Source organism: Corynebacterium sp. HMSC08C04, from assembly GCF_001807495.1.
In the GTDB taxonomy this organism is placed as follows: domain Bacteria; phylum Actinomycetota; class Actinomycetes; order Mycobacteriales; family Mycobacteriaceae; genus Corynebacterium; species Corynebacterium simulans.
This window is the reverse complement of sequence record NZ_KV789200.1, coordinates 822-22,854: the sequence shown is the minus strand read 5'-3', so window position 1 is coordinate 22,854 and position 22,033 is coordinate 822. Positions and strand designations below refer to the sequence as shown.

Sequence of the window (22,033 nt, the reverse complement as noted above, 5' to 3'; positions counted from 1 at the left end):
GAAACATGATTTCAAACATGCCTGAAGGCGGCCTCATCCTGGCCGTCGACGGTCCCTCCGGCACCGGCAAGTCCACCACCTGCCGTGCTTTGGCTAAGCGCCTCGACGCAAAGTACGTCGACACTGGCGCCATGTACCGCGTTGCCACGCTCGCAGTTCTGCGCGCTGGCATCGACCCAGCTGACACGGATGCGGTCATCAAGACCACTACAGACTTGCCGCTGGAGGTCTCCGATGATCCGGATTCCAAGCAGGTCCTCTTCGACGGAGAGGACGTCTCCCGCGTCATCCGTGAGGACGAAGTCACCCGCAACGTTTCCGCAGTTTCGGCGGTCCCCGAGGTTCGCCAGAACTTGGTGGAGCTGCAGCGCAAGCTAGCCCGGGATGCGCACCGCGCCATCGTTGAAGGCCGCGACATCGGAACTGTAGTGCTTGCCGACGCCCCGGCGAAGGCATTCATGACCGCCTCCGCTGAGGTACGCGCCCAGCGCCGCCACGATCAGAACCTCGCCGCAGGCTTGGAATCTGATTTCGCCACCGTCTTGGCAGACGTCGAGCGCCGTGATGCCGCGGATTCTTCCCGCGCCACCTCGCCGCTGCGTCCAGCTGAAGACGCCACCCTCGTCGATACCTCTTTCATGAGCCTGGAAGAGGTCCTCGACGCTCTCACCGAAATTGTGAAGGAGTCTGCACATGTCTAAGGGTTTTGCAGGTCAAGAAGACAATAACGCCGCAGGCGACTTCGATACCCAGTTCCACTATCCAGTGGGAAAGCTCGAAGAAGAAGTAGCCCGTGACCCGCACGGCGGCTGGGCCCCGAGCGATTTCGATGCCGAAGAATTCGACTACGAATTCGACGAGTCGGAGCTCGAGAACGGTGAGTTTGATGATTCCGAGTTCGGCGACGCCGACTTCGGTGAAGACTATGAGTCTGACGGCGAAGAGCCAATGAGCGAGGAGGAGTGGGAAGAACTTTCCCGTGCCTTCGGCGTGCAGGATTCCCACACCGAGGAAAACCTCTGCACCGTGGCTGTTGTTGGTCGCCCAAACGTGGGCAAGTCCTCCCTCGTAAACCGTTTCTTGGGCCGCCGTGAGGCAGTGGTGGAGGATCACCCAGGCGTTACCCGTGACCGCGTTTCCTATATCGCGGACTGGAACGGCCAGCGCTTCCTCGTCCAGGACACTGGCGGCTGGGACCCGAACGTCAAGGGCATCCACGCTGCTATTGCTCGCCAGGCAGAGCAGGCCATGGCAACTGCAGATGTCATCGTCTTCGTGGTCGACACGAAGGTCGGCATCACCGAGACCGACTCTGTTATGGCACGCAAGCTGCAAAAGTCCGAGGTTCCGGTCATCTTGGTCTCCAACAAGTTCGATTCTGAGACCATGTACGCCGATATGGCCGAGTTCTACGCTTTGGGCTTGGGCGATCCTTGGCCGGTTTCTGCGCAGCATGGTCGCGGTGGCGCGGACGTTCTCGATGAGATCCTGCGTCTTTTCCCCGAGGAGCCGCGCCATTCTTCGATTACTTCCGGACCGCGTCGCGTGGCGCTGGTGGGTAAGCCGAACGTTGGTAAGTCCTCGCTGCTGAATAAGCTGACCTCCGAGGAACGCTCCGTCGTGGACAATGTGGCGGGTACTACGGTCGACCCAGTTGACTCACTGGTGCAGCTTGATCAGCGTCTCTGGAAGTTCATCGATACTGCTGGCCTGCGCAAGAAAGTCAAGAACGCGCAAGGGCACGAGTATTACGCTTCGCTGCGTACCCGCGGCGTAATTGACGCTGCTGAGGTGTGCATCATGCTTATCGACGCCTCCGAGGAGGTCTCTGAACAGGACCAGCGTGTGCTCAACATGGTTCTCGAATCCGGCAAGGCTCTAGTCATCGCGTTCAACAAGTGGGACCTGATGGACGAGGACCGCCGCTACTACCTGGATCGCGAGATCGACGAGCAGCTGCGCCACCTGCCATGGGTTACCCGCGTCAACATCTCCGCGCAGACCGGCCGCGCCCTGCAGCGCCTGGAGCCGGCGATGATCGAGGCCCTGGAGAGCTGGGATCAGCGTGTATCCACCGGCCAGCTTAACAACTGGCTGCGTGAGGCTATCGCTGCGAACCCGCCGCCGATGAAGAACAACCGCCTGCCGCGCGTGCTCTTTGCTACGCAGGCATCGACGCAGCCGCCAACAATAGTGCTGTTTACTACTGGCTTCTTGGACGCTGGTTATCGTCGCTATCTGGAGCGCAAGTTCCGCGAGCGTTTCGGCTTCCACGGTTCTCCGGTGCGCATCGCGGTGCGCGTGCGCGAGCGTCGCGGTAAGAACTCTAAGCGCTAACGCGATCAAAAGGCGAGCTATTTTCCACCCCCGCAAGGTGTGACGAATAGCTCGCCTTTTTGGTTCTGTGATGTTATGCCCGTTCGAATAATCTAAATATGTGTAATTGATTTGGTTTTCCGAAAGGCACGACATGTTAGCCTCAGTTCTCGATCCCGCCTCAGTAGTGGCGATCGTTCTTCAAGTCATCGTCATTCTCTCCGCGCTGTTGCTCGGCACCCGCTACGGCGGCCTCGGCTTGGGCCTTATCTCCGGCATCGGCCTTATCGTCATGGTCTTCGTCTTCGGCCTGGCTCCGGGCGAGCCACCGGTGGACGTGATGCTGACCATCATCGCCGTCATTGGCTGTGCGGCTACGCTGCAGCAGGCGAGGGGCCTCGAAGTGATGATGCAGTTCGCGGAGAAATTCCTGCGTGCGCATCCAGAACGCATCACCATCTTGGCTCCGCTTACCACCTGGTTCCTGACCGTTCTATGCGGTACCGGCCACGTGGTCTACACGATGTTTCCCATCATCGAGGACATCGCCCTGAAGAAGGGCATTCGCCCGGAGCGCCCAATGGCGGTTGCTTCGACCTCTGCGCAAATGGGTATCACCGCCTCGCCAGTTTCCGTTGCTACGGTGTCCCTTGCCTCCATTATTGCTGAGAACGCTGGTATCACCGGCACGTCTTATTCCATCCCGCAGATCCTCATGGTCGCCATTCCGGCATCGCTTTCCGGCGTCTTCCTGGCTGCCCTTTGGTCGCTGCGTCGCGGTAAAGACCTTGATAAGGACCCGGTCTTCCAAGAGAAGATGAAGGATCCAGAGTTTGCCAAGACCATCTCCGCCTCCAGCCACTCCCTGCTGGACGAGGTATTCCCGGCGTCGGCAAAGCGCTCCGTTGCGGTCTTCCTATCCGCCATTGCCATCGTGGTCATCTTGGGCGCATTCGACGTCCTGCGTCCTTCCTTCCCGAATGAGGACGGTGAGTTGAAGGCCCTGTCGATGAACCTGGTCATTCAAATGGTCATGCTGGTCGCCGGTGCAATCATCCTGATTTTCTGCGACGTCGACAACAAGAAGATCGCCTCCACGCCAGTGTTCAAGGCGGGCATGACCGCAGTGTTCTCGGTCTTCGGCGTGGCCTGGATGGCCGATACCTTCTTCGAAGCCCACATCGACTCTCTGGAATCTAATCTGGGCGGAATTGTGGAGTCCGCTCCGTGGGCTTATGCCATCGTCCTGATCGTCGTGTCCAAGCTGGTCAACTCCCAGGCCGCCGCTCTGGTAGCCATTGCGCCGATCGGACTGTCCCTGGGCATTGACCCAGCCATCATTGTTGGCTTCTACGGTGCCGCCTATGGCTACTTCATCCTGCCGACCTACCCTTCGGACCTTGCCTGCATCGGGTTCGACCGCACCGGCACCACGCACATCGGCAAGTTCGTGGTAAACCATTCCTTCATCATCCCCGGCGCGATCTCGGTGTTTACCTCCTGCGTCGTGGGCTCCCTGCTGGCGACAGTACTTCTCTAGTTCTAGACTCTTCTGGTTCTAGTGCGCTCGGCGCAGCAAAAAGGCATCCGTGCGATACGGGATGTCGATTAGCTGGCCGGGTGCAAAGCCCATGTGCTCGAAGAGGTACCAATTAAGGTTATAGGTCATGCGCTCATGGATCTTTTCTCCGTTGCGCAGCCAATAAGAGCGGGTGTGCATCAATTGATGTAGCTGTTCCGGGGAGAGCGTATGCGCCCAGTTAAGCCGCAGTTCGCGCTCGATTTCCCAGGGAGGGGCAAGCTCGGGGAGAAAGCCGGGGCGCTGGATATCGCCGGAGTGCATGATGCGGGCCAGGCGCAGGATCCACGGGTCGGCGCCGACGTCGAGGGTGTTCCACACTAGAAGCACCTTGCCGCCTGGCCGCACGATGCGAACGAATTCTCTACAGGCTTTTTCCACTTCGACCCAGTGCCAGGTCTGGGCGCAGGCGACAGCGTCCACGGAGGCGTCGGCAAGCGCAGTGCTCTCCGCCACCGCCCGCCAGGCTGGAATACCAAGCTGGGTGCGCAACACACGCGTCATGTCGGGGGAAGGGTCGCAGGCCAGAACGACGGGATTGTGCAGCGTCTGCGTGAGCTTGCCGGTGCCAGCGCCGATATCGACCACCGTGTGGGCATCCGCTATTAGTGCGGCTACTTCGGCAGGGTAGCTGGGGCGCACGTCATGGTAGTTATCGGCACCCTGCACGAAGGCACGTGCGGAGGCTGCACGATGCTCCGCCCCCTTGAAGGTAGGGGTTTGCTTCTCCGAGGCCTTGCGGTAACTCGGATAGTGCGCGGGGTTGGGCAGTTGAGAAGTCATATGGACTTATAACCTACCGTGTTAGACGGTTCCGGAAAATTATCCAAGCTGAAATAGAATGGGTCACCATGTCGAGACTTCCCGTACCTCAGGATTCACGGTGGCTTTTAAAGACCGTGTTTTCTCGGCGCGAAAAGACGATCCCTGCGGCCGTATTGATGTCCGTTTCATTCTTGTGCAACGGCATGACCCCAGTTGTTGTAGGAAACGCTATCGATGGAGCGATTGCTTATCAGTCCTTTTCCTCTTTGCTGCGCTGGTTGGGGATTTTGCTTGCTATTTTTTGCGTTAATGCGTCGGCGGCATGGTGCGCGCGCGGAATGTTTTCCCGAGCCATGCTGGAGGTTGGCCATGACTTGCGCATGGCGGTGACGGATCGCATTCAGGATCCCCGTGGGATTGCCGGTGCTAAACATACGGCGGGCGAGTTATTGTCCATCGCGTCCTCAGATACCAAGCGCGTGTCTGATGCGGTCATCATGACTGTCTTTCCCGTGGCGGAAGTTAGCGCCATTGTCTACGTCGCGGTGATGACTTCGCGCGTTAATTGGGCGCTGGGAATTGCCATCTTGCTCGGGGGACCGCTGGTGGTTTGGTTTTCTCTGCGTGCGGCAAAGCCTTTGCGGCAGAGCTCGGGCGCGCGTCAGGCCGCCCTAGCACAGGCTTCCGCGATGGCCACCGATGTGGTTCAGGGTCTACGCATTCTGAAAGGCCTAGGCGCTATCGCGACGGTGCGGGGCCGTTATTCGCAGGTATCGGACACGGCCTATACAAAGACGGTTTCTGCCAATGGCGCCCGCGCGCGGCTGAATGCCACGACCGAAGCTGTCGGTTCCATTTACGTCATCGTGGTGGCTCTGGCCGCCGGCGCGATGGCGGTAAAGGGCGCGATGAGCGTTGGACAACTCATCACAGTGGTCGGCCTAACGCAGTTCGTCATCACGCCGATGACGATGATGGGCAAGAATATTGCCTCGCGGTGGGCCGCGGCTCAAGCTAGTGGTCGCCGCATTACGGCTTTGCTCAACGCGCCTTTCCGTGAGGCGGCGGATGCTAGGGATCCTGGCTGGCAGCCTGGCCTGCACGTCATCAAGGGGGTGGCGCCGCAAGAGCTGATTGACCTGCCGCGAGACCGCTTCCTTGTGGCCCCGCATGCGGCGGACCTTTTTGCAGGTTCCGTTGCGTCCAACATTGCTGCGGATAAGGCTGCGGCGCAACGAGCGCTGCACGTCGCGGCGGCGGAGGATATTCCCGGCGGTCTGGAAAAGGAGGTCGGCGAAAACGGCGGTGCGCTGTCTGGTGGTCAGCGTCAGCGCGTTGCGTTGGCGCGCGCGATCGCTGCCGACGCCGAGGTGCTCGTCCTTCAGGACCCGACCACTGCGCTCGACTCGGTGACGGAACAGGTCGTCGCTGAGCGCGTGCGTGACGCCCGCCGCGGGATGACCACCGTGGTATATACCAACGCGCCGGCGTGGACCGCGGTGGCCGATAGTGTGAGCGAGCCTGCTGCAGCCGCGCATGCGAGCGAAGGGGAGGACATCTAATGCGTTTTCCTACTGCAACCTGGCCGCAGGTCCGCCGCAAGGTGGGCGAACACGTGAAGGCGTTGCCGAATGCGGGCAAGGTCTGTTTCCTGGCGCTGGCGTTGCTTACCGGTGGTGCGGTGGCCAATGTCTATGTCCCGGTGCTGCTGGGCAAGATTGTCGATGCGGTGGTTGAGGGGAGCGGGCAGCTGCGCAGTCTCAGCGGCATTGGCATTGGGCTCATCGTGGTTGCGATTGCCTCGGCTGGGCTTTCTGCGGCCGGTTTTTATCTGCTTTCGCGCATTACTGAGCGAGTGATTGCGAACCTGCGCGAGGAGACTGTCGGCACGGCCTTGGGCCTGCCGGTCCACCGCGTGGAGGAGGCCGGATCGGGTGACTTGGTCTCCCGTTCCACGGATGACGTGGCTGAGCTTTCCTCGGCCGTAACGGAGACAGCGCCGGTCTTAACGAGCTCGCTGTTTGCCATCTGTACTACCGCCATCGCCCTGGTCACATTGGACTGGCAGTTCCTACTGGTGGTGGTTTGTGCAGCGCCAATCTATTTCTTTGCTGCGCGCAACTACCTGCGCCATGCGCCACAGCGCTATGCAGACGAGCGGGCCTCCATGGCGGAGCGTGCGCGCCGCATCTTGGAGACAATCCACGGACGCGCCACGGTGCGCGCTTATCAGATGGAGCCGCAGATGCGTGAGCGCATCAATGGCGCTTCCCGTGAGGTGGTTGAGCATGGCTTCGCCGCAAGGCGCACGATGATGGTCCTGCAGCTATGGATCACCACCGTGGAGCTGGTGATGTTGAGCGTCGGCCTTTTGGTGGGCTTGTGGGTCACCACGCAGGGCGCGATGACGGTGGGTTCAGTAACGGCGGCGATGCTGATGCTTATCCGCCTGCGTGGCCCGCTGCTCGGGCTTATGCGCGTGCTGGATACGGTGCAGTCGGGCTATGCCTCTCTCGCACGCATCGTTGGCGTTACTACAGATCCGCCCGCGGCAATTCCGCCTGCGGGTGCTCCGGCTCCGCGTGGTGAGGTCGCGATGGAGGACGTTAGCTTTAGCTACGGCGATAACGCGTGGGCGGTGCGCGACGTCAACGTCAGCATTGCGCCGGGGCAGTCCGTCGCACTGGTGGGTGCTTCTGGCGCGGGAAAGACTACAGTTGCGGCGCTGCTGGCTGGACTGCGCGTGCCGAGTGCTGGCAGCGTCAAGGTTGATGGGGTAGAGGTCTCGCGGCTTTCCGACCCCGAGCGAGTTACCCGCCTGGCCATGGTCTCCCAGGAAGTCCACGTCTTTTCCGGCACGCTGCGCGATGACCTGTCCCTGGGTAACCCCGATGCCAGTGACGAGGAGATTTGGCAGGCACTACGCGCAGTCCAGGCGCGCTGGGTTGAGGACTTGGCCGATGGCCTTGATACAGTCGTGGGCGCTTGGGGCATTCAGCTAGACCCCGTTGCAGCGCAACAGCTGGCGCTGGCTCGTATTATGTTGCTGGATCCGGCAATCGTGGTTCTTGATGAGGCAACTGCGGAGGCCGGTTCGCGTGGTGCGGGTGCACTCGACGCGGCTGCCGATGCCGTCACAAAAGGGCGCACTTCACTTATGGTTGCCCACCGTCTTGACCAAGCCGCCAAGGTTGATTGTGTGCTGGTTATGGAAGATGGCCGGGTGATTGAACAGGGCACTCATGCGCAGCTGCTAGATTCTAAAGGCCGATATCAACAATTGTGGAACGCGTGGCAGAAAGGACGTGACTGAGAAGGTGTCCCTTAATGCTCGTTGTTCTAACTTGCGGTGGGCTTTTGCCGGCTCTACTCGGAGCAGCCTAAAGAAATCACTGCTTGTGCTGTTTTGTCTAAATTTGGCTTTTGCCACAGCCTGTTCGGCAACGCCAACGCAGGAGCCTGCGCCAGAGTCCGGCACACTCTGGGATAAGGACTCTGACCTCGGCATCCCTGTCTCGGCGCCTTTGGATGGCCCGGAGCCAGGTCAAACCAAGCAGATCAATATGCCGAATGGCCGCAACTTCCTGCTGCATGTGCCGGAAGACTATGACGCGGATAAGCGCTGGCCAGTGGTGATGGTCTTCCACGGTTGGGGCGAGAAGCCCAAAACCATTGAGGGCTATACGGAGTTCAACTCCGCGAAAGCCATTCTGGTTTATCCAGAAGGTGAGGATAATGCTTGGACGCCGGCGCCTTATGCGAAAACGAGCGAGGAGGAAGACCTTAAATTCGTTGCAGACATGGTTGATAGCTTGCGTGCTACCTATGCGGTAGATGATGACCGTATCTTTGCCGCGGGCCTATCCAACGGCGGTGGATTTGCTGCCTTTTTGGCGTGCCGTATGCCGGAGACTTTCCGCTCTATCGCAACGGTGTCTGCGGCCTATTATGAGGGCATTCACAAGGGCTGTTCGGAAGCCCCGGTCGGCCGTCTCGATATGCACGGCACCGATGACCCCGTGGTGGAGTACTACGGGGGAACCCGCCATGACACTAAGTACGATTCGGTAGCGGAAGTCATGGAGCAAAACCGGCGCCGGAATGAATGCACCACGCAGATCTCAACGACGCAGCTGGTTAACAACGCTCTGCAGCAAACGTGGATTGGATGTAAGGCTCCGCTGCAGCACATCCGTATCGGCGGCGGCTCGCATATCTGGCCGGGCGGGCTTGCCGACGATCGCGCGGAGGTAGGCAAGGGCTTTGCCACCGACCGCGTTCTTGACTTCTTCGGTATTCCAGGTCGCCCCGCAGGCACCATTGACCCAGAATCTGGCAAGAAAACGAAGTAGTCTTGCTAATCCTGCAGGACGTAGTGTGCAAACTTAGCGTTTGGTACGGCGGCGACGCGGGCGATGCAAATGTCTGCGACCGTCTCGTACCCCGCGGCAAAAGCCGGGCCTTTGCTATCAGTAGGCTGCGGCATCTGGACCAAGTGAAAGCTGCGGGAGCCGCCGTCGCTGTCGTTGAGTTCTAAGACTGCCTGAGCGGTAGTGCCGGATCCGGCGAAGAAATCAAGCACCACGGCGTCGGGACCGCCGGCGATGGCGATGAGGTGCTTGATAAGGCGCACTGGCTTCGGGAAATCGAAGACGCCCTGAACTCCCATGACGTCCTCCGCATCGCGGCGTCCAGCGCGTGTGACGCCAAAGCGCTCACCGTCCAGGATGGAACGCGGCCGCGCGCCCTTTTTCTGATAGTTCTTCGTGTAGACAAAACCGCGTCGAAAGACCAATTGCTCATAGTTGGCCTCGACCTTGTCTTTGCCCCAGCGCCAGCGCGCGACCTTGTCTTTGCCGGCTGGCTGGTGGGGCCAGTATTCGCGGCCTTGGGGATCTGCGATGGGAAAGTCTAGGGAAGGAAGATAACCCAGTGTTTTGGAGTCCAGGCGGACCAGCGAATAGTTTCCCTTCTCGTCGCTGAAGTTGTACTTGGTCGTGGTATGAGCTTCAGAATCGGCGTTGAAACCAGGGTTAGCTGGGGACTTGGCATAAGCCAGGATGTACTCGTGCTCGACCACCGCGTATTTGGAGTCGTTCTTCCCGGTCCCGCCCTTTTTCCAGATCAATTGTCCGGCAAAACAGTTCTCACCGAATATTTCATCCAACACTTTGCGTACGTTGGCACTTTCATCTTCACCGATGGAGACAAAAATAAAACCGGTGTCTTTGAGGACCTGTCGCGCGAGGATGAGCCGGGGGAGCATCATAGACAGCCACTGCGCATGCCAGCCGCTATAGCTGCCAGAGTTCATTTTGCGGCGGCTGCGGTAATTGTCCTTATAAACAAAGTCTTTGCCGGTGTTATAAGGAGGGTCGATGTAGATGACATCGGCAGCAAAGCCATCTGCCACCATCAGCTTGAGCGCGTCGAGGTTGTCGCCTTCGACGATGGAATTGGAACAAGCTACCGGCGTTGACACTGCAATCTTTTGCTTGGTGGTCGCAATTTTTGCTTGTTCTGCTGCTTGCGCCTTGCCTGGCCAGACAAGCCCAAAGAATTCCTCTTGGGCTTGGGAATCGGCAGTTGGGGCGCTCGCGGAGTCGCTGTGGGTTGAGGTCATGACTGAAAAGCGGATGAGTTTTGGTGGTGGGGGAAATGATGGGGGCTGGGTCATCCTCCCATGCCGCGGCTATCATTTTTGCAAGTTTGCGCGCGTACCGATGGAAAACGCCAGAAAACGACCGTCAGGATCATTTGAGTGATGTTCTGCTACGCTAGCATTCCCTAATTTTACTTAATTTGTTGACTCTTATATTGCTGGAACAAATACTTAAAATCGGGGGTGGACTCGGGGGTGTTATCGCAGGTAAAACCTGAGAAATCTGAAAATTTTAAGGAAAGGCGAATGGACTGCGATTGTCCGAAAATGGCGAGCCTATTCCCGTCTATAAATAGTTCTTTATGGCATGAATTGGCAAACGCATGTAGCGTTGGAAAGGCATTCGCGATGAAGGGGTTTAGCCTTCATTGGGGGTGCGGTGAAAGATATATCGAAAGTATTTTAGAAAGGTTGGGATGCTAAATGGGTATCTTCGACAAGGCAAAGGACGCACTGAACTCCGACAAGGGCGAGCAGATTTCCGATAAGGGCCTCGACAAGGCTGCTGAGGTGGCAGAGCAGAAGTTCGGCGAGGACAAGGCTGACAAGATTCAGCAGGGTCGCGACAAGCTCGATGACCAGATCGGCAACGCTGGCGCCTAAAGCTTATTGCTTGATTGGGGCCTAGCCAGTGTCCCAATCTTGGCGAATTAATCCATAGCTCCCGGCAACTTAGTTTGCTGGGAGCTTTGTGGTTTTTGGGGCGGTACCTCGGGTTAAGGGTCAAAATGTGTGTCTGGCTCGGCGTGTCGCGGGGGTTAGATTTGGCCTTTTTGAATGCCGATTGAGTGGGTGTAGTCGGTGTCGATAGCGTTGTCGTAGAGGGCTGGGCGTCCTGTTTCGTGGTCGGCTTGGTTCTCGGTTTGGGTCAGGGTGGATACTTTGGCGAGTTGGCCCTGGCCCCAGTCGGACTGCCTGGCGATTCGTACTGGATCGTCAGGCAGTTCCGTTTTTAAGTAGAGCCACCAATCCAGCATGCGGCGTTGTCGTTCGCCTGATCTGCCGCGGTGGGTTCTGGCGAGCAGTTTGAGCTGGGCGTTGATGCCGCCTTCTAAGCTGTTGGTGGTGGATTTGATCCGCTCGGGCGCAAGGACTCCTGCTGGCGGGTTGAGGTAGACAAACAGCATCTCGGACCGCCAAAGATGGTTGAGGCTGTTGTAGGCCTTGCGCACGTTGTGGTGGGTCCACACGCGGGTCCATGCACCTGTTTTGGGGTCTTTGATCATGGTTTTCTCGTTCATCCATTCCCGGTAGATCGTTGAAAACTCGTGCAGTTGCACACCCCACGCGGCGGCTTCATCCAGTGTGGTGATCCGGGTCAGTTTCAGCGCAAGTCGGTAGATGGTGCGCCCGGCATCGGTGCGTGGGTTGGTGGTGGTGTAGCGGCGGACCACGCGTTGGGCGTGGACGAGGCAGCGTTGAATTTTCGTAGTCGGCCAGCACTTTTTGATTGCGCTGTATGCGCCTTGGCCGCCGTCGATGACGGCGATGAGTGGGGCTTCGATGCGTTCAAGCAGCAGTTGGTAGTCGCGGGTGGTTTCGTGTTTGCACCAGTGCCAGGCGATCACGTGGTCGATGGTCGCCGCGACGATCAGGCAGCCACCGGCGGTGTAGGTGCCATCGAGAAATACCTGGTCGTAGATTCGCTTGTGGTGGCCGGCGGTGGGGTCAGGCACATCAACGAGCCAGCACCACTTGAAGCGCCGCTTCATGGTGGCGCGGCTAACACCGTTTCGTTTGGCTAGGTCGTCGAGTGATATTGCGGTGGTGCAATGCTCGATGAACTGGGTGAACACTGCCGCGTTGGTGATGTCGTTTCGACGTTTGACGCTGGAGGCGCCGCATTGTTTGCAGCGCCATCTGGTGGTGCCTTTGCTGGTGGTGCCGTTGCGTTTCATTTCACCGCCGCAGTGGCAGCGTGGTTGGTTCTTCGACATTGCGACACCACACCACGCCGCGCATAGCACATCACGGCTGCCACACCGAGGATTTCCCGTCGGGGGCTAGATATATGCTTCCGGAGCATATACTTTCCGGAAACCTACAGGTCAATCCGTGAAAATCCGCGATTCCGGACACACTTTTTGACCCTTAACCCGAACCGAGGGTGTGTGCCGCTCGCGCTGCGCACCCCATGAGTGTAGGGCGCGGCTTTTTATTTTCTTCGCCTATTAAATCACACCAATGTGACCTACTGGGAGATTTAGTAATGGTGGCGGTTCTCGCCAAGAGGCCTTATCGGTTATTTTCTTTGGTGAAGCTTGCTTAGAACCTAAGGAATTAGTGGCTTCACTCCTGTTCTTCGGTCTCGTCTTTTAGCCCGTTGAGCATTATTTGGTTAAACAGGTTGTTGATTGTCTTCTCTTCGAAGTCCGCAGCCACTTGATTCCAATGGAATTCTTCTAGTTTGGGCAGCATGGCCGTAATAGCCATTTTTAAGTAGAAACCTCGACTACGTCCTGTCCTATCGCAGAGAGCGTCGAGTCGTTCAATGATTTCGTCTGGCATCCGTACAGACACCACACGTCCGGAAGGGTGGGGAGATTGTTTCATGTGCAGTATCCTCTCCTTGGCAGCAATCGTAAACAATGTTTACCATTGCTGCCACTCGTGGGGCTGTCGCTAGGATTGTTTAATCGACACTCTGTAAACAATGTTTACTATGTGCGAGACTGGTGGAGTCTTTTCAAAACTCTTCAATGGCACCATGGGGCGGCATGCACCAAAGAGAGGGCGGGAGGACGACCTATGGAGGCACTGTCATTTTATCGGCTCTACCAACCATGTCCCCAGCTGCACTCATCGCCATGCCGGCCTGGATGCTCATTGCCCAGATACGACGCGCAGGACTGGTGGCAGGAATCATCAGAGCGCTAGGCGGGGTAATCGCCTGGGTCATCATCTGGTACTTCCTTACCTTCCTCGGCGTGATGATTGGCTCCATGGCCGACCACTACGAGCGCACCACCGACGAGACTAACGACTCGCCCTACTCCAACACGTACGAAGACGCGCCCGCCAACCCTGGCGAGTACTACGACCCCAACGAGCAGAAGTACTAGCCAGCATCACTGCAAAAGACTGCTCTTTCTCTCTACCGACTACTGACCATCAGAATCGTAGTCACCCTCTCCGCCAGCGCCTCTGAGGGCGCTGGCGGCTTCGTCGTTGTCCTGGCGCTCATTGTCGTCAGAGTGCGACTCATCGTCTCCAGACGAATCCTGCGCACTAGGTGTACTGACCGGGGACGTTAGTTGACTTGCGTGGCATCGCCCGGGCTCTGTATCCTCGGCCGCATGTACTCAGGCATCGCCTCGATGAAGCTGCGTTCCGTCCGCTGACGGCGGCGGGACCCCTTATGACCTCTCGTCTGCCGTCCTGGCCATCTGCCGGGCGGCCGCTTCGTGGTGCCCGGCTCCATGACGAGCTGAAAGTACGCAATGCCAACCACAGAACCTTTACGATCATGTGCCTGGATCGGGACATCCCAAGGGCCCGCTGCACACATCCGCGCTGAATCACTCCACCTGACACTCGGCGACAGGCCGCTGCTGAGTGGGACTGACGTCACCGTCTCCACCGGGTCGCGACTGGCGATCGTCGGCGACAACGGCCGGGGCAAGACCACCTTGCTCCATATACTGGCGGGGATCTTGAAACCCGACTCGGGAGTGGTGACCCGGGTGGGTTCCCTCGTCCTGGTCAAGCAGGACATGGCCACCGAGGGCGATCGCACGGTCGGTGACCTCATTGCCGAGGCGACCGCCCCATCCAGGGCCGCTCTGCAGGCCCTCGACGTGGCTACCGCGGCGCTGGCCGCGGGCGATGACGCGGCCGACGCTTATTCCGCCGCACTCGAGGCGGCCACGCGGCTGGACGCCTGGGATGCAGACCGCCGTGTTGACATCGCCCTGGCGGGCCTGAACGCCTGTAGCGACCGCGATCGGGTCCTGTCGACCTTGTCGGTCGGCCAGCGGTACCGGGTACGGCTGGCGGTCGCCCTCGGATCGACCCCTGACCTGTTGCTGCTGGACGAGCCCACCAACCACCTGGACGCTGCAGGGCTGTCCTTCCTGACTGAGCGCCTGCGGGACCACCCCGGTGGCCTGGCCTTAGTCAGCCACGACCGCGCCCTGCTGCGCGACGTGGCGACGACCTTCCTGGATCTCGACCCGACCCGAGATGGTGTCCCGCGAACCTACTCGGGCGGCTACAAAGGCTGGATTGAAGGCCGCCGACGAGAACGCCTCAAGTGGGAACAGGATCACGCCGCCCAGGTTGCCCGACACGAGGAACTGACACGCGCTTCAGCCGAGGCGCGCTCCCGCCTGTCCCAGGGTGGATGGAGACCTGAAAAGGGCACAGGCAAGCACCAACGTGCCACACGCGCTGCTGGAGTGGTCCAAGCCTTCAACCGACGTATCGAAGACCTGAAAAGTCATGAAATCGGCGTCCCGGCGCCGCCACTGCGTCTTGCGTGGCCCGCCTCGGCAACCCGTGCCGGACAGAGCATCATGAACGCCACCCAGGTTACTGTGAAGGGCCGATTGGACGCTCCGGTTTCGGTCGACGTGAACGGCGGTGACCGGTTGGTGGTCACCGGACCGAACGGCGCGGGAAAATCCACCCTGTTGGCACTTCTCGCAGGGCGGCTGGCCCCCACCACGGGACATGTGCGAGTTAATCCGAGAGCGCGCATCGCTCTGCTGTCCCAAGAGGTCCCCGACTGGGACCGCTCCAGCCCCGCACACGAGGTCTATGAGGCCTACCTGGCGAAGCTAGGCCGTCGAGCTCAGGCGCCGTCCCTCGGCTCGCTCGGGCTGCTCGAAGCCTCCGCAACCGGCACGCCGGTGGGGCGCTTGTCGCAAGGACAGCAACGCCGTCTCCACCTGGCCATGTGTCTGGCCCAGGATCCAGACCTGCTGCTCCTGGACGAGCCCACCAATCATCTGTCCTCGATCCTCGTTGATGACATGACCACCGAGCTGCTGCAGACCTCCTGCGCGGTGATCGTTGCCACGCATGACCGTCAGATGCTCCACGACCTGGCCGACTGGCCCTACCTGAACCTTGACCTGAAGGACATGCCATGAACCCGCTTCACCCCTTGACCATCCCCACGTACCGTCAGCTGTTCGCAGCGATGGTGCTGACCATCTTCGCCCAGGGTGCCTGGGCCCTCTACCTTGCCATGCAGACCCTCGACCTGGGCGCCACGCCAGCCGCCCTGTCGGGTGTCGTAGTCTGGAGCGGCATTGGCCTGCTTGCAGGATCCCTCCCAGCTGGCGTAATCGCAGACCGGTTCCCCAATAAGTCCGTCATCGTGAGCGTGCTCACCCTGAACCTCACCATCGCGACCGCGACGTCCACGGCAGCAATCCTCGACATTGTCACCTTCTGGATGCTCGCGGTCTCCGCGTTCATCATTGGCACTTCAACCGCATTCTTCTTCCCCGCCTACACGGCGCTGGTGCCAGTCCTGGTGGACGGCGACGACTTAATGGCCGTCAACGGCCTCGAAGGCGCCGCCCGCCCGTTGGTCGGACAGGCAATTGCGCCCGCCGCCGTCGGAGCGGTCATCGGTGCCAGCATGCCCGCCGCGGGCGGGTACCTCATCGCCGGCGCGCTCGGACTCGCCCTGATCGCCGCCCTGCGGCTTCCTGCCCCTTGCTCAGCCGAGACCGACGCCGAAGCTCCGGCCACCTCTGCGCTGCGGGACCTGCTCGACGGGTTCGGCTACGTCGCCCGCACGCGCTGGGTTCGCTCCAGCGTGCTGTTGGCGGCCGCCATGGGCCTGGCCGTGACCGGTCCGCTGGAAGTTCTCCTGCCCGCGGTCATACGCTCATCGCATGAAAACGGACCTGCACTCTACGGCACCGTCCTGGCTGCCCTCGGCGCGGGCGGGGTGGTGGGTTCTCTGCTAGCTGGGTCGTGGCGCACACCGGAACGCTTCCTGCCGGCCATGGTCGGTGCCTGGGTGATCGGATGCCTGCCCCTGTCCATCCCGGCGCTCACCAGCAATTCGTGGGCCATCGGCGCAGGCCTCGCGTTCTACGGGGCGCTGATCGGGATCGGAATGGTCATCTGGGGAGCAGTACTCCAAGAACAAGTCCCCTTGGAGATGCTCGGCCGAGTCGCCAGCCTCGACTTCTTCATCTCCATCGCCTTCATGCCACTGTCCATCGCACTCACCGGACTCCTCAGCCGACACATCGCCGCTGCCAGCTTGTTCATCGCCGCCGGACTCGTGCCGCTCGCCACGACGATCCTCCTTGCAGTCCTGGGGCAACTCCGAACGCCGCGGACGACGCCCGTCGCAGCAGGTGAGGAGTGATTCACGCCAACGCCACCCTGACACCTCGCCACCGGCTCAAGGTGGCCCAGCTCGTCGTCGACGACGGTTGGCCCATCAGCGAAGTCGCCGCCCGCTTCCAGGTCTCCTGGCCGACCGTGAAGAGGTGGGTCGACCGCTATCGCGCCGGCGAGTCGATGCAGGATCGCTCGTCCCGGCCGAAGACCTCACCGAACAAGACGGACAAGGCGACGACGAAGCGGTGCGTCAGCCTGCGGATACGGCTGCGTGAGGGCCCCGTGCAGCTCGCCGCCCGACTCGGCATCGCGCCCTCGACCGTCCACCGCATCTTGGCCGGTGCCCGACTGAACCGGCTCTCCTACATGGACCGCGAGACTGGCGAACCGATCCGCCGGTGCGAACACCCCCACCCCGGCTCCCTGGTCCACGTGGACGTGAAGAAGCTCGGGAACATCCCCGACGGCGGCGGCTGGCGCTACGTCGGCCGCCGCCAGGGCGACCACAACCGAACGGCGACACCGGGTAAGCCGAAGAGCAAGTGGCACAACCCCAGGCTCGGGTACGCGTTCGTGCACACCGTCATTGACGACCACTCCCGCGTCGCGTACACCGAGGTCCACGACGACGAGACCGCCGTCACCGCGGTCGGGGTCCTGCATCGGGCTGTGGCGTGGTTTGCCGATCGCGGCGTCGCCGTGGAGCGGGTGCTGTCCGACAACGGTGGCGCCTATCGCTCGCACCTGTGGCGGGACACCTGCGAGGCCCTCTCGATCACCCCGAAGCGGACGCGTCCGTACCGGCCGCAGACCAACGGCAAGGTAGAGCGCTTCCACCGGACCATGGCCGACGGGTGGGCCTACGCCCGCTGCTACACCAGCGAGCAAGAACGACGCGACGCCCTGCCGGATTGGCTGCACCAGTACAACCAGCACCGCCCGCACACGGCCTGCGACAACCAGCCGCCGTTCTCACGATTGATCAACGTCCCCGAGCAGTACAACTAGGGGAGGAATCACTAGCGGCCCCCAGCATGTCGTTGAAGTCTCGCTGGCTGACACCGACGAGCTCGCGCACAAACTCTTTAGCTTCGCCTAGGTCGATAATGGACTGCGAGGCTTCACCAATCTTTTCGTTCAACTTGTCTCGCTGATCAATAAGGCTGAGCAACGAGTTGGTGCTCTTTTTCCGGTCGCGAAGCTTACGCTGTCCTTCTTCGAGATACTGACGTAGTTCCTGACGCTTCCTCAAACTTCTACTTGCGGTAACCATAAACCCACAATGCCAGCGAACGCACCGCTCCACTCCTGACACAAACACCGTGCGGGAAGTTCGGCGTAACCGGAAGCAATCAGCGGACTATCCCTGCAGGCTTTCGACAGCGCTGTAGACCTGTAGCAGCGGGCGCGGGCGCCCTTTTTACAACACACTATATGCACTCTTAGTGTTAATCGGGTTTTGGCTGCTAGACTAGGGCGTATGATGACCCTGCGCGTAGTCAACAGCGGAACAGGTTATGAGTACCTGTTGCGCTCTGTGGCTACCAATGATGGGCCGACAGACGCGCCAAGTTTGTCGAAGTATTACGACGCTAAAGGAACCCCACCGGGGCGTTGGTTGGGCTCTGGTCTTGCCGGTTTAAACACCGAGAACGTCGTGCAGGGTGGGGAAGTTACCGAGTCGCAAATGGCCGCGTTGTATGGCGAGGGTCTGCACCCGGATGCGGATATGAAGATGTCCGAGGGGCAGAAAATCAAGGACGTCCAGCTGGGTCGTCCGTTTGCTCACTTCACGAATGATGTCCCGGTTTTGGTCGCTTTGCGTGACGCGGAGCGCCGCCATAGGCAGACTACTGGCACGTTGATGAGCAAGCAGGAACGAGCCGAGTTAGTGCAGGATATTGGCCGGGAATTCTTCATTGAAGAACACGGAGTCGAACCGCAATCAGGCCGGGAAATCGTCAATTGGGTCAACGGATTAAAGGACAATGTGCGCCAGTCGGTGTCGGGTTTTGACCTTACTTTTTCGCCTGCGAAGTCGGTGTCTGTGGCGTGGGCGTTGTCTGATGAAGAGACCGCGCGGCGTATTGAGGCGCTTCATCACCAGGCCGTGCAGGAGGCTATGGAGTGGGCAGAAGACAACGCATTGTTTACCCGAGTAGGCAAGCAAGGTCGTGAACAAGTCAAGACTAAAGGGTTCGTCGCTTCCGAATTTAAGCACTACGATACGCGCGCAGGAGACCCGGATCTGCACTCGCACGTGCTGGTATCCAACAAAGTTCAGACCGAAGACGGACGCTGGTTATCCATCGATGGATACACGTTGATGAAGTATCATCAGTCGATTTCGCACCGCTATGACTCCATCTTGAACACCCTGCTTTCTAACCAAATGGGCTACACATTCACCGCCTGTGACCACGGGGCAAATAAGGAACCAACGTGGGAGATCGACGGTATTTCCGAGTCGTTGATGGAGTCTTTTTCCAAGCGTCGACGCGACGCGCAGCCGGTCTATAAGCGACTGGTGGAAGAGTTTGTTGCCGCGCGTGGTGCGACTCCGAACTCGGTTGAGGTGGGTCGTTTGTGGCAGCAAGCTATCTTGGAAACCCGTGACGCAAAGCGTGAACCAGAAAGCCTTTCAGAGCTTCGCGCAGGCTGGAAAGCGGAAGTTGCTGCCCGTGATACTGGGGCGGAAGAACTAGCTGCCATCAACCAACTTGCCGCAAATTCTGACGGTGATGAGCGCCCACTGTTTGACGCCGAGGCCCACCTTTCGGGCCTGATCGACGACGTTTTAGCCACGGTAACTAGGCGTCGTTCCTATTTTCGTACCTCGCATGTAGCGACTGCTGCGGGTGGGAAACTGCAAGGCTATCGCTTCGATTCTCTTTCCGAGCGCGACCTTATCCACGCCACAGTTGTGGAAGCAATTGTGCGCGATAAGGCCATTGCGCTGAACGATTTCGACGTGTTGGAACTGCCCGAGGCCTTGAAAAATACGGCAGGTAAAGCCCGCGATACCCGCGCTGATAGCGAGCTTTATACCACCCAGGACATCCTCGATACCGAAGACAAAGCACTGGGCGCACTCAACGAACCGATGGCTGCATTCGCACCGTCGGCAGCGATTGATAAAGCGCTTGATGAGCACGAAAATCAGGCTGGTTTCCGCCTAAACGCCGGGCAGGAATCCATGGCGCGCTACCTCCTTACCTGCGGCACACTAGCCGCTACCGGCGTAGGCCCGGCAGGTACCGGCAAGACCGCGTCTATGCGCCTTGTTGCCAACGTCTGGGCGAATGAAGGCCGCAACGTTATTGGTCTGGCCCCGTCTGCACAGGCGGCAGAGGTGTTGTCTGAGGACTTAGGTTTTGACGCTTTTACCATCGACAAACTCACCTACACTTGGCGCGGAAACCCCCCCACAAAGCCCGGCCACAGCCTCAAAGACCTGCCAGTATCCATTAACGCAGGCGACATGATCATCGTCGATGAGGCCGGCATGGCCTCGACCCCTAACATCGGCTCACTGCTCGAAATTGCCGAAGAAGCAGGCGCAGTCGTGCGCTTTATCGGCGACCACAAACAGCTCGGCGCGGTCGAAAACGGCGGACTTTTCGGCGCTATGGTCAACGCCGCAGGCCGCACTGACAATCAACTCTCCGAAGTCGTGCGCTTCGGCGGAGATAGCAAGCAATCTGCTACCAGCTTGCGCTTGCGCGAAGGCGATTCTTCTACCTTCGACTTCTACGCTGAGCGCGGTTGGGTCAATGGTGGCGCACGCAGCGACATGCTGGACAACGCCGCAGCAGACTACCTGGCGGATACTTCCAGCGGCAAAACCAGCCTGCTTATTGCTGCCACCAACCGCGATGTGGCAGAACTCAACGAGACAATCCGCGCCCACTACATCGCCGTGGGCGTTGTAGACACCACCGTGGAAGCCCCGCTTTCCAGAGGCGAAAAAGCAGGCGTGGGCGATACGATTCTGGCGCGCAAAAACCAGACTTTCTACGACGACGAGACTGCTACCAGTACCCGTATTAACAACGGCACGCTGCTGACTGTCACCGGAATTGCCGAGGGCGGCAGTATCACCGCCCGCAACAATACAACCGGCGAGGAACTGTGCCTGCCAGCAGACTACGTTCGCGACAATGTGCAGCTAGGCTACGCTGCTACCGTCCACCGCGCCCAGGGCAGCACCGTGGACTGCACCCGCGCCGTAATCGACCACCACGTCGATAGGGCCGGGCTGTATGTCGCACTTACACGCGGCAAAATCGCCAACCACATCTATGCGGTAACCGAACACCAGCTAGATGAACTTGCCGAAGAAGGCCACTACCACTACCAAGGCATAGACCATGCTCCGAGCACAAGGGACGTCTTTAATAAGGCAATCTCGCGTGATAACAGCCCGAAGGCCGCGCGCGAGGTCATAGCCGACGTCGTAGACGAGCAGACCTCACCCGATCGCATGATGGGCCTGTGGCTCATGGGCAAAGACGAGGCCACCAACGACTTCATCGACGCCTACCTCCCCGACTGGATCGATACGCTCCCCGGCGACCTTGCCCGAAAGATTGAGACCAGTAACGACGGTGTAGAACCTATCCGCCACGGCTGGGCAAAGCTTATTGACGCGGGCATTGACCCGCGTACCGTCATGGACGCGGCTACCCGCGATATTGACAACGCTCACGATCCGGCACGTCTTATCCGCTACCGTCTAGATGAACAGCTCCGCCTGCGCGATACCGGAAAGCGCAACCAATTGCCTCCTGTATCTGGTCAGACAGATATAGAACTCGATACGTGGCTGCGCACCCACAACCCTTACGACCGTGCGGAGACCACCCGACTTACTGGTCAAGAAGGAAACCTCAACCGGCTTAACCAGTCTGTGTTGGCAGAGCACGCACGCTTTGCCCGTTCCAAGGTGGAATCGCTGACCTGGCAGGAAGCAAGCATTACCACTCGCCTCTACAAAGACAAAAACGCTGCTGTCAATGAGGTACAGGCTAACTTCCAGCAGGTGCGTCTTGATGCTGCGCGTATTCACGCCTATGAGCAGGCTATGGCAGACCACAGTGCGGCCCTTCGTGAAGAAGAAGCTGCCCGCGCAGACATTGAGCACCAGCGCCTACTGGCAGAGGACTACACCCGCCCAGTAGCCGAGCGGGCCTACGACCATGACGCCGATGGATACGGTACGTACCAACAGCGCATAGACCATGCGCACACGCGTCTTGAACAAGCGCAACAGCGCCGCAGCCTAGCGCAGCAGGCCATTGAAGAGACCGGCGCTAACCTGCCGGAGGCAGGTCTGTGGGACGAAATCTGCTACCGCGCCGACGACACCGAAGAATGGGACAAGCGCCTAAACGCTGCCGCAC

17 protein-coding genes are annotated in these 22,033 nt (G+C 59.6%); 12 read left to right on the top strand and 5 right to left on the bottom strand.

The annotated features are described in order from the left end of the window. Nucleotides 1-5: 5 nt before the first annotated feature. The 3 genes from cmk to HMPREF3169_RS02240 all read left to right on the top strand — a co-directional run bounded on the left by cmk (nucleotide 6) and on the right by HMPREF3169_RS02240 (nucleotide 3,856). Nucleotides 6-701 (top strand): (d)CMP kinase, encoded by a 696-nt coding sequence (gene cmk / locus HMPREF3169_RS02250; RefSeq protein WP_070455594.1) that lies wholly within the window; start codon nucleotides 6-8, stop codon nucleotides 699-701. Further along, complete coding sequence (gene der, locus HMPREF3169_RS02245; protein ID WP_070455587.1) at nucleotides 694-2,337, top strand: ribosome biogenesis GTPase Der; 1,644 nt, start codon at nucleotides 694-696, stop codon at nucleotides 2,335-2,337. The genes cmk and der overlap by 8 nt, the downstream gene beginning before the upstream one ends. Nucleotides 2,338-2,470: 133 nt before the next feature. Beyond that, on the top strand, nucleotides 2,471-3,856 hold the full coding sequence (locus HMPREF3169_RS02240) for an anaerobic C4-dicarboxylate transporter (RefSeq protein ID WP_070455586.1): 1,386 nt from the start codon (nucleotides 2,471-2,473) through the stop codon (nucleotides 3,854-3,856). Between the two features lie 18 nt (nucleotides 3,857-3,874). Here the strand turns inward: HMPREF3169_RS02240 and HMPREF3169_RS02235 are convergent, their stop codons facing one another. Then, nucleotides 3,875-4,678: a class I SAM-dependent methyltransferase gene (locus tag HMPREF3169_RS02235; protein WP_070455585.1), complete on the bottom strand. Its 804-nt coding sequence runs from the start codon at nucleotides 4,676-4,678 to the stop codon at nucleotides 3,875-3,877. A gap of 68 nt (nucleotides 4,679-4,746) precedes the next feature. Here HMPREF3169_RS02235 and HMPREF3169_RS02230 point away from each other — a divergent pair, with 68 nt between their 5' ends. The 3 genes from HMPREF3169_RS02230 to HMPREF3169_RS02220 all read left to right on the top strand — a co-directional run bounded on the left by HMPREF3169_RS02230 (nucleotide 4,747) and on the right by HMPREF3169_RS02220 (nucleotide 9,012). Further along, nucleotides 4,747-6,222, top strand: coding sequence for an ABC transporter transmembrane domain-containing protein (locus HMPREF3169_RS02230; protein WP_070455584.1), 1,476 nt, complete (start codon nucleotides 4,747-4,749; stop codon nucleotides 6,220-6,222). Beyond that, on the top strand, nucleotides 6,222-7,973 hold the full coding sequence (locus HMPREF3169_RS02225) for an ABC transporter ATP-binding protein (RefSeq protein ID WP_070455583.1): 1,752 nt from the start codon (nucleotides 6,222-6,224) through the stop codon (nucleotides 7,971-7,973). The genes HMPREF3169_RS02230 and HMPREF3169_RS02225 overlap by 1 nt, the downstream gene beginning before the upstream one ends. A gap of 103 nt (nucleotides 7,974-8,076) precedes the next feature. Continuing rightward, entirely contained in the window at nucleotides 8,077-9,012 is a 936-nt protein-coding gene (locus tag HMPREF3169_RS02220; RefSeq protein ID WP_246815583.1) for a CE1 family esterase, read from the top strand. Between the two features lie 5 nt (nucleotides 9,013-9,017). On the opposite strand, the gene HMPREF3169_RS02215 is transcribed toward HMPREF3169_RS02220, so the two are convergent. Continuing rightward, nucleotides 9,018-10,283: a site-specific DNA-methyltransferase gene (locus HMPREF3169_RS02215; RefSeq protein ID WP_070455582.1), complete on the bottom strand. Its 1,266-nt coding sequence runs from the start codon at nucleotides 10,281-10,283 to the stop codon at nucleotides 9,018-9,020. Nucleotides 10,284-10,745: 462 nt separating this feature from the next. On the opposite strand from HMPREF3169_RS02215, the gene HMPREF3169_RS02210 reads away from it, so the two are divergent. Next, nucleotides 10,746-10,925 (top strand): antitoxin, encoded by a 180-nt coding sequence (locus tag HMPREF3169_RS02210; protein WP_061926171.1) that lies wholly within the window; start codon nucleotides 10,746-10,748, stop codon nucleotides 10,923-10,925. A 155-nt stretch (nucleotides 10,926-11,080) separates the two neighbouring features. On the opposite strand, the gene HMPREF3169_RS02205 is transcribed toward HMPREF3169_RS02210, so the two are convergent. Both HMPREF3169_RS02205 and HMPREF3169_RS02200 read right to left on the bottom strand, forming a co-directional pair. Then, entirely contained in the window at nucleotides 11,081-12,259 is a 1,179-nt protein-coding gene (locus HMPREF3169_RS02205) for an IS256-like element IS1249 family transposase (protein WP_005323424.1), read from the bottom strand. 352 nt (nucleotides 12,260-12,611) lie between these two features. Then, complete coding sequence (locus HMPREF3169_RS02200; protein ID WP_070455581.1) at nucleotides 12,612-12,875, bottom strand: ribbon-helix-helix protein, CopG family; 264 nt, start codon at nucleotides 12,873-12,875, stop codon at nucleotides 12,612-12,614. Nucleotides 12,876-13,105: 230 nt separating this feature from the next. Between HMPREF3169_RS02200 and HMPREF3169_RS02195 the strand changes: the two genes are divergently transcribed. The 4 genes from HMPREF3169_RS02195 to HMPREF3169_RS02175 all read left to right on the top strand — a co-directional run bounded on the left by HMPREF3169_RS02195 (nucleotide 13,106) and on the right by HMPREF3169_RS02175 (nucleotide 17,639). After that, nucleotides 13,106-13,384: a hypothetical protein gene (locus tag HMPREF3169_RS02195; RefSeq protein WP_070455580.1), complete on the top strand. Its 279-nt coding sequence runs from the start codon at nucleotides 13,106-13,108 to the stop codon at nucleotides 13,382-13,384. A 378-nt stretch (nucleotides 13,385-13,762) separates the two neighbouring features. Continuing rightward, nucleotides 13,763-15,415 (top strand): ABC-F family ATP-binding cassette domain-containing protein, encoded by a 1,653-nt coding sequence (locus tag HMPREF3169_RS02185; RefSeq protein WP_070455579.1) that lies wholly within the window; start codon nucleotides 13,763-13,765, stop codon nucleotides 15,413-15,415. Then, nucleotides 15,412-16,656: an MFS transporter gene (locus HMPREF3169_RS02180; protein ID WP_070455578.1), complete on the top strand. Its 1,245-nt coding sequence runs from the start codon at nucleotides 15,412-15,414 to the stop codon at nucleotides 16,654-16,656. Before HMPREF3169_RS02185 ends, HMPREF3169_RS02180 begins: the two co-directional genes overlap by 4 nt. Continuing rightward, complete coding sequence (locus HMPREF3169_RS02175) at nucleotides 16,653-17,639, top strand: IS481 family transposase (protein WP_070455577.1); 987 nt, start codon at nucleotides 16,653-16,655, stop codon at nucleotides 17,637-17,639. The genes HMPREF3169_RS02180 and HMPREF3169_RS02175 overlap by 4 nt, the downstream gene beginning before the upstream one ends. Here HMPREF3169_RS02175 and HMPREF3169_RS02170 read toward each other — a convergent pair. Then, entirely contained in the window at nucleotides 17,614-17,883 is a 270-nt protein-coding gene (locus tag HMPREF3169_RS02170; RefSeq protein WP_210387438.1) for a hypothetical protein, read from the bottom strand. The genes HMPREF3169_RS02175 and HMPREF3169_RS02170 overlap by 26 nt on opposite strands. 228 nt (nucleotides 17,884-18,111) lie before the next feature. Here HMPREF3169_RS02170 and mobF point away from each other — a divergent pair. Continuing rightward, the coding region (gene mobF, locus HMPREF3169_RS02165; protein WP_246815582.1) for a MobF family relaxase at nucleotides 18,112-22,033 on the top strand (3,922 nt) is incomplete at its 3' end.

Bases quoted from the DNA above. Each gene is read 5' to 3' on its own strand.
- HMPREF3169_RS02195 (WP_070455580.1), top strand. From the start codon at position 13,106: ATGTCCCCAGCTGCACTCATCGCCATGCCGGCCTGGATGCTCATTGCC.
- cmk (WP_070455594.1), top strand. From the start codon at position 6: ATGATTTCAAACATGCCTGAAGGCGGCCTCATCCTGGCCGTCGACGGT.
- der (WP_070455587.1), top strand. From the start codon at position 694: ATGTCTAAGGGTTTTGCAGGTCAAGAAGACAATAACGCCGCAGGCGAC.
- HMPREF3169_RS02185 (WP_070455579.1), top strand. From the start codon at position 13,763: ATGCCAACCACAGAACCTTTACGATCATGTGCCTGGATCGGGACATCC.
- HMPREF3169_RS02180 (WP_070455578.1), top strand. From the start codon at position 15,412: ATGAACCCGCTTCACCCCTTGACCATCCCCACGTACCGTCAGCTGTTC.
- HMPREF3169_RS02215 (WP_070455582.1), bottom strand. From the start codon at position 10,283: ATGACCTCAACCCACAGCGACTCCGCGAGCGCCCCAACTGCCGATTCC.
- HMPREF3169_RS02240 (WP_070455586.1), top strand. From the start codon at position 2,471: ATGTTAGCCTCAGTTCTCGATCCCGCCTCAGTAGTGGCGATCGTTCTT.
- HMPREF3169_RS02210 (WP_061926171.1), top strand. From the start codon at position 10,746: ATGGGTATCTTCGACAAGGCAAAGGACGCACTGAACTCCGACAAGGGC.
- HMPREF3169_RS02200 (WP_070455581.1), bottom strand. From the start codon at position 12,875: ATGAAACAATCTCCCCACCCTTCCGGACGTGTGGTGTCTGTACGGATG.
- HMPREF3169_RS02205 (WP_005323424.1), bottom strand. From the start codon at position 12,259: ATGTCGAAGAACCAACCACGCTGCCACTGCGGCGGTGAAATGAAACGC.
- HMPREF3169_RS02230 (WP_070455584.1), top strand. From the start codon at position 4,747: ATGTCGAGACTTCCCGTACCTCAGGATTCACGGTGGCTTTTAAAGACC.
- HMPREF3169_RS02235 (WP_070455585.1), bottom strand. From the start codon at position 4,678: ATGACTTCTCAACTGCCCAACCCCGCGCACTATCCGAGTTACCGCAAG.
- HMPREF3169_RS02225 (WP_070455583.1), top strand. From the start codon at position 6,222: ATGCGTTTTCCTACTGCAACCTGGCCGCAGGTCCGCCGCAAGGTGGGC.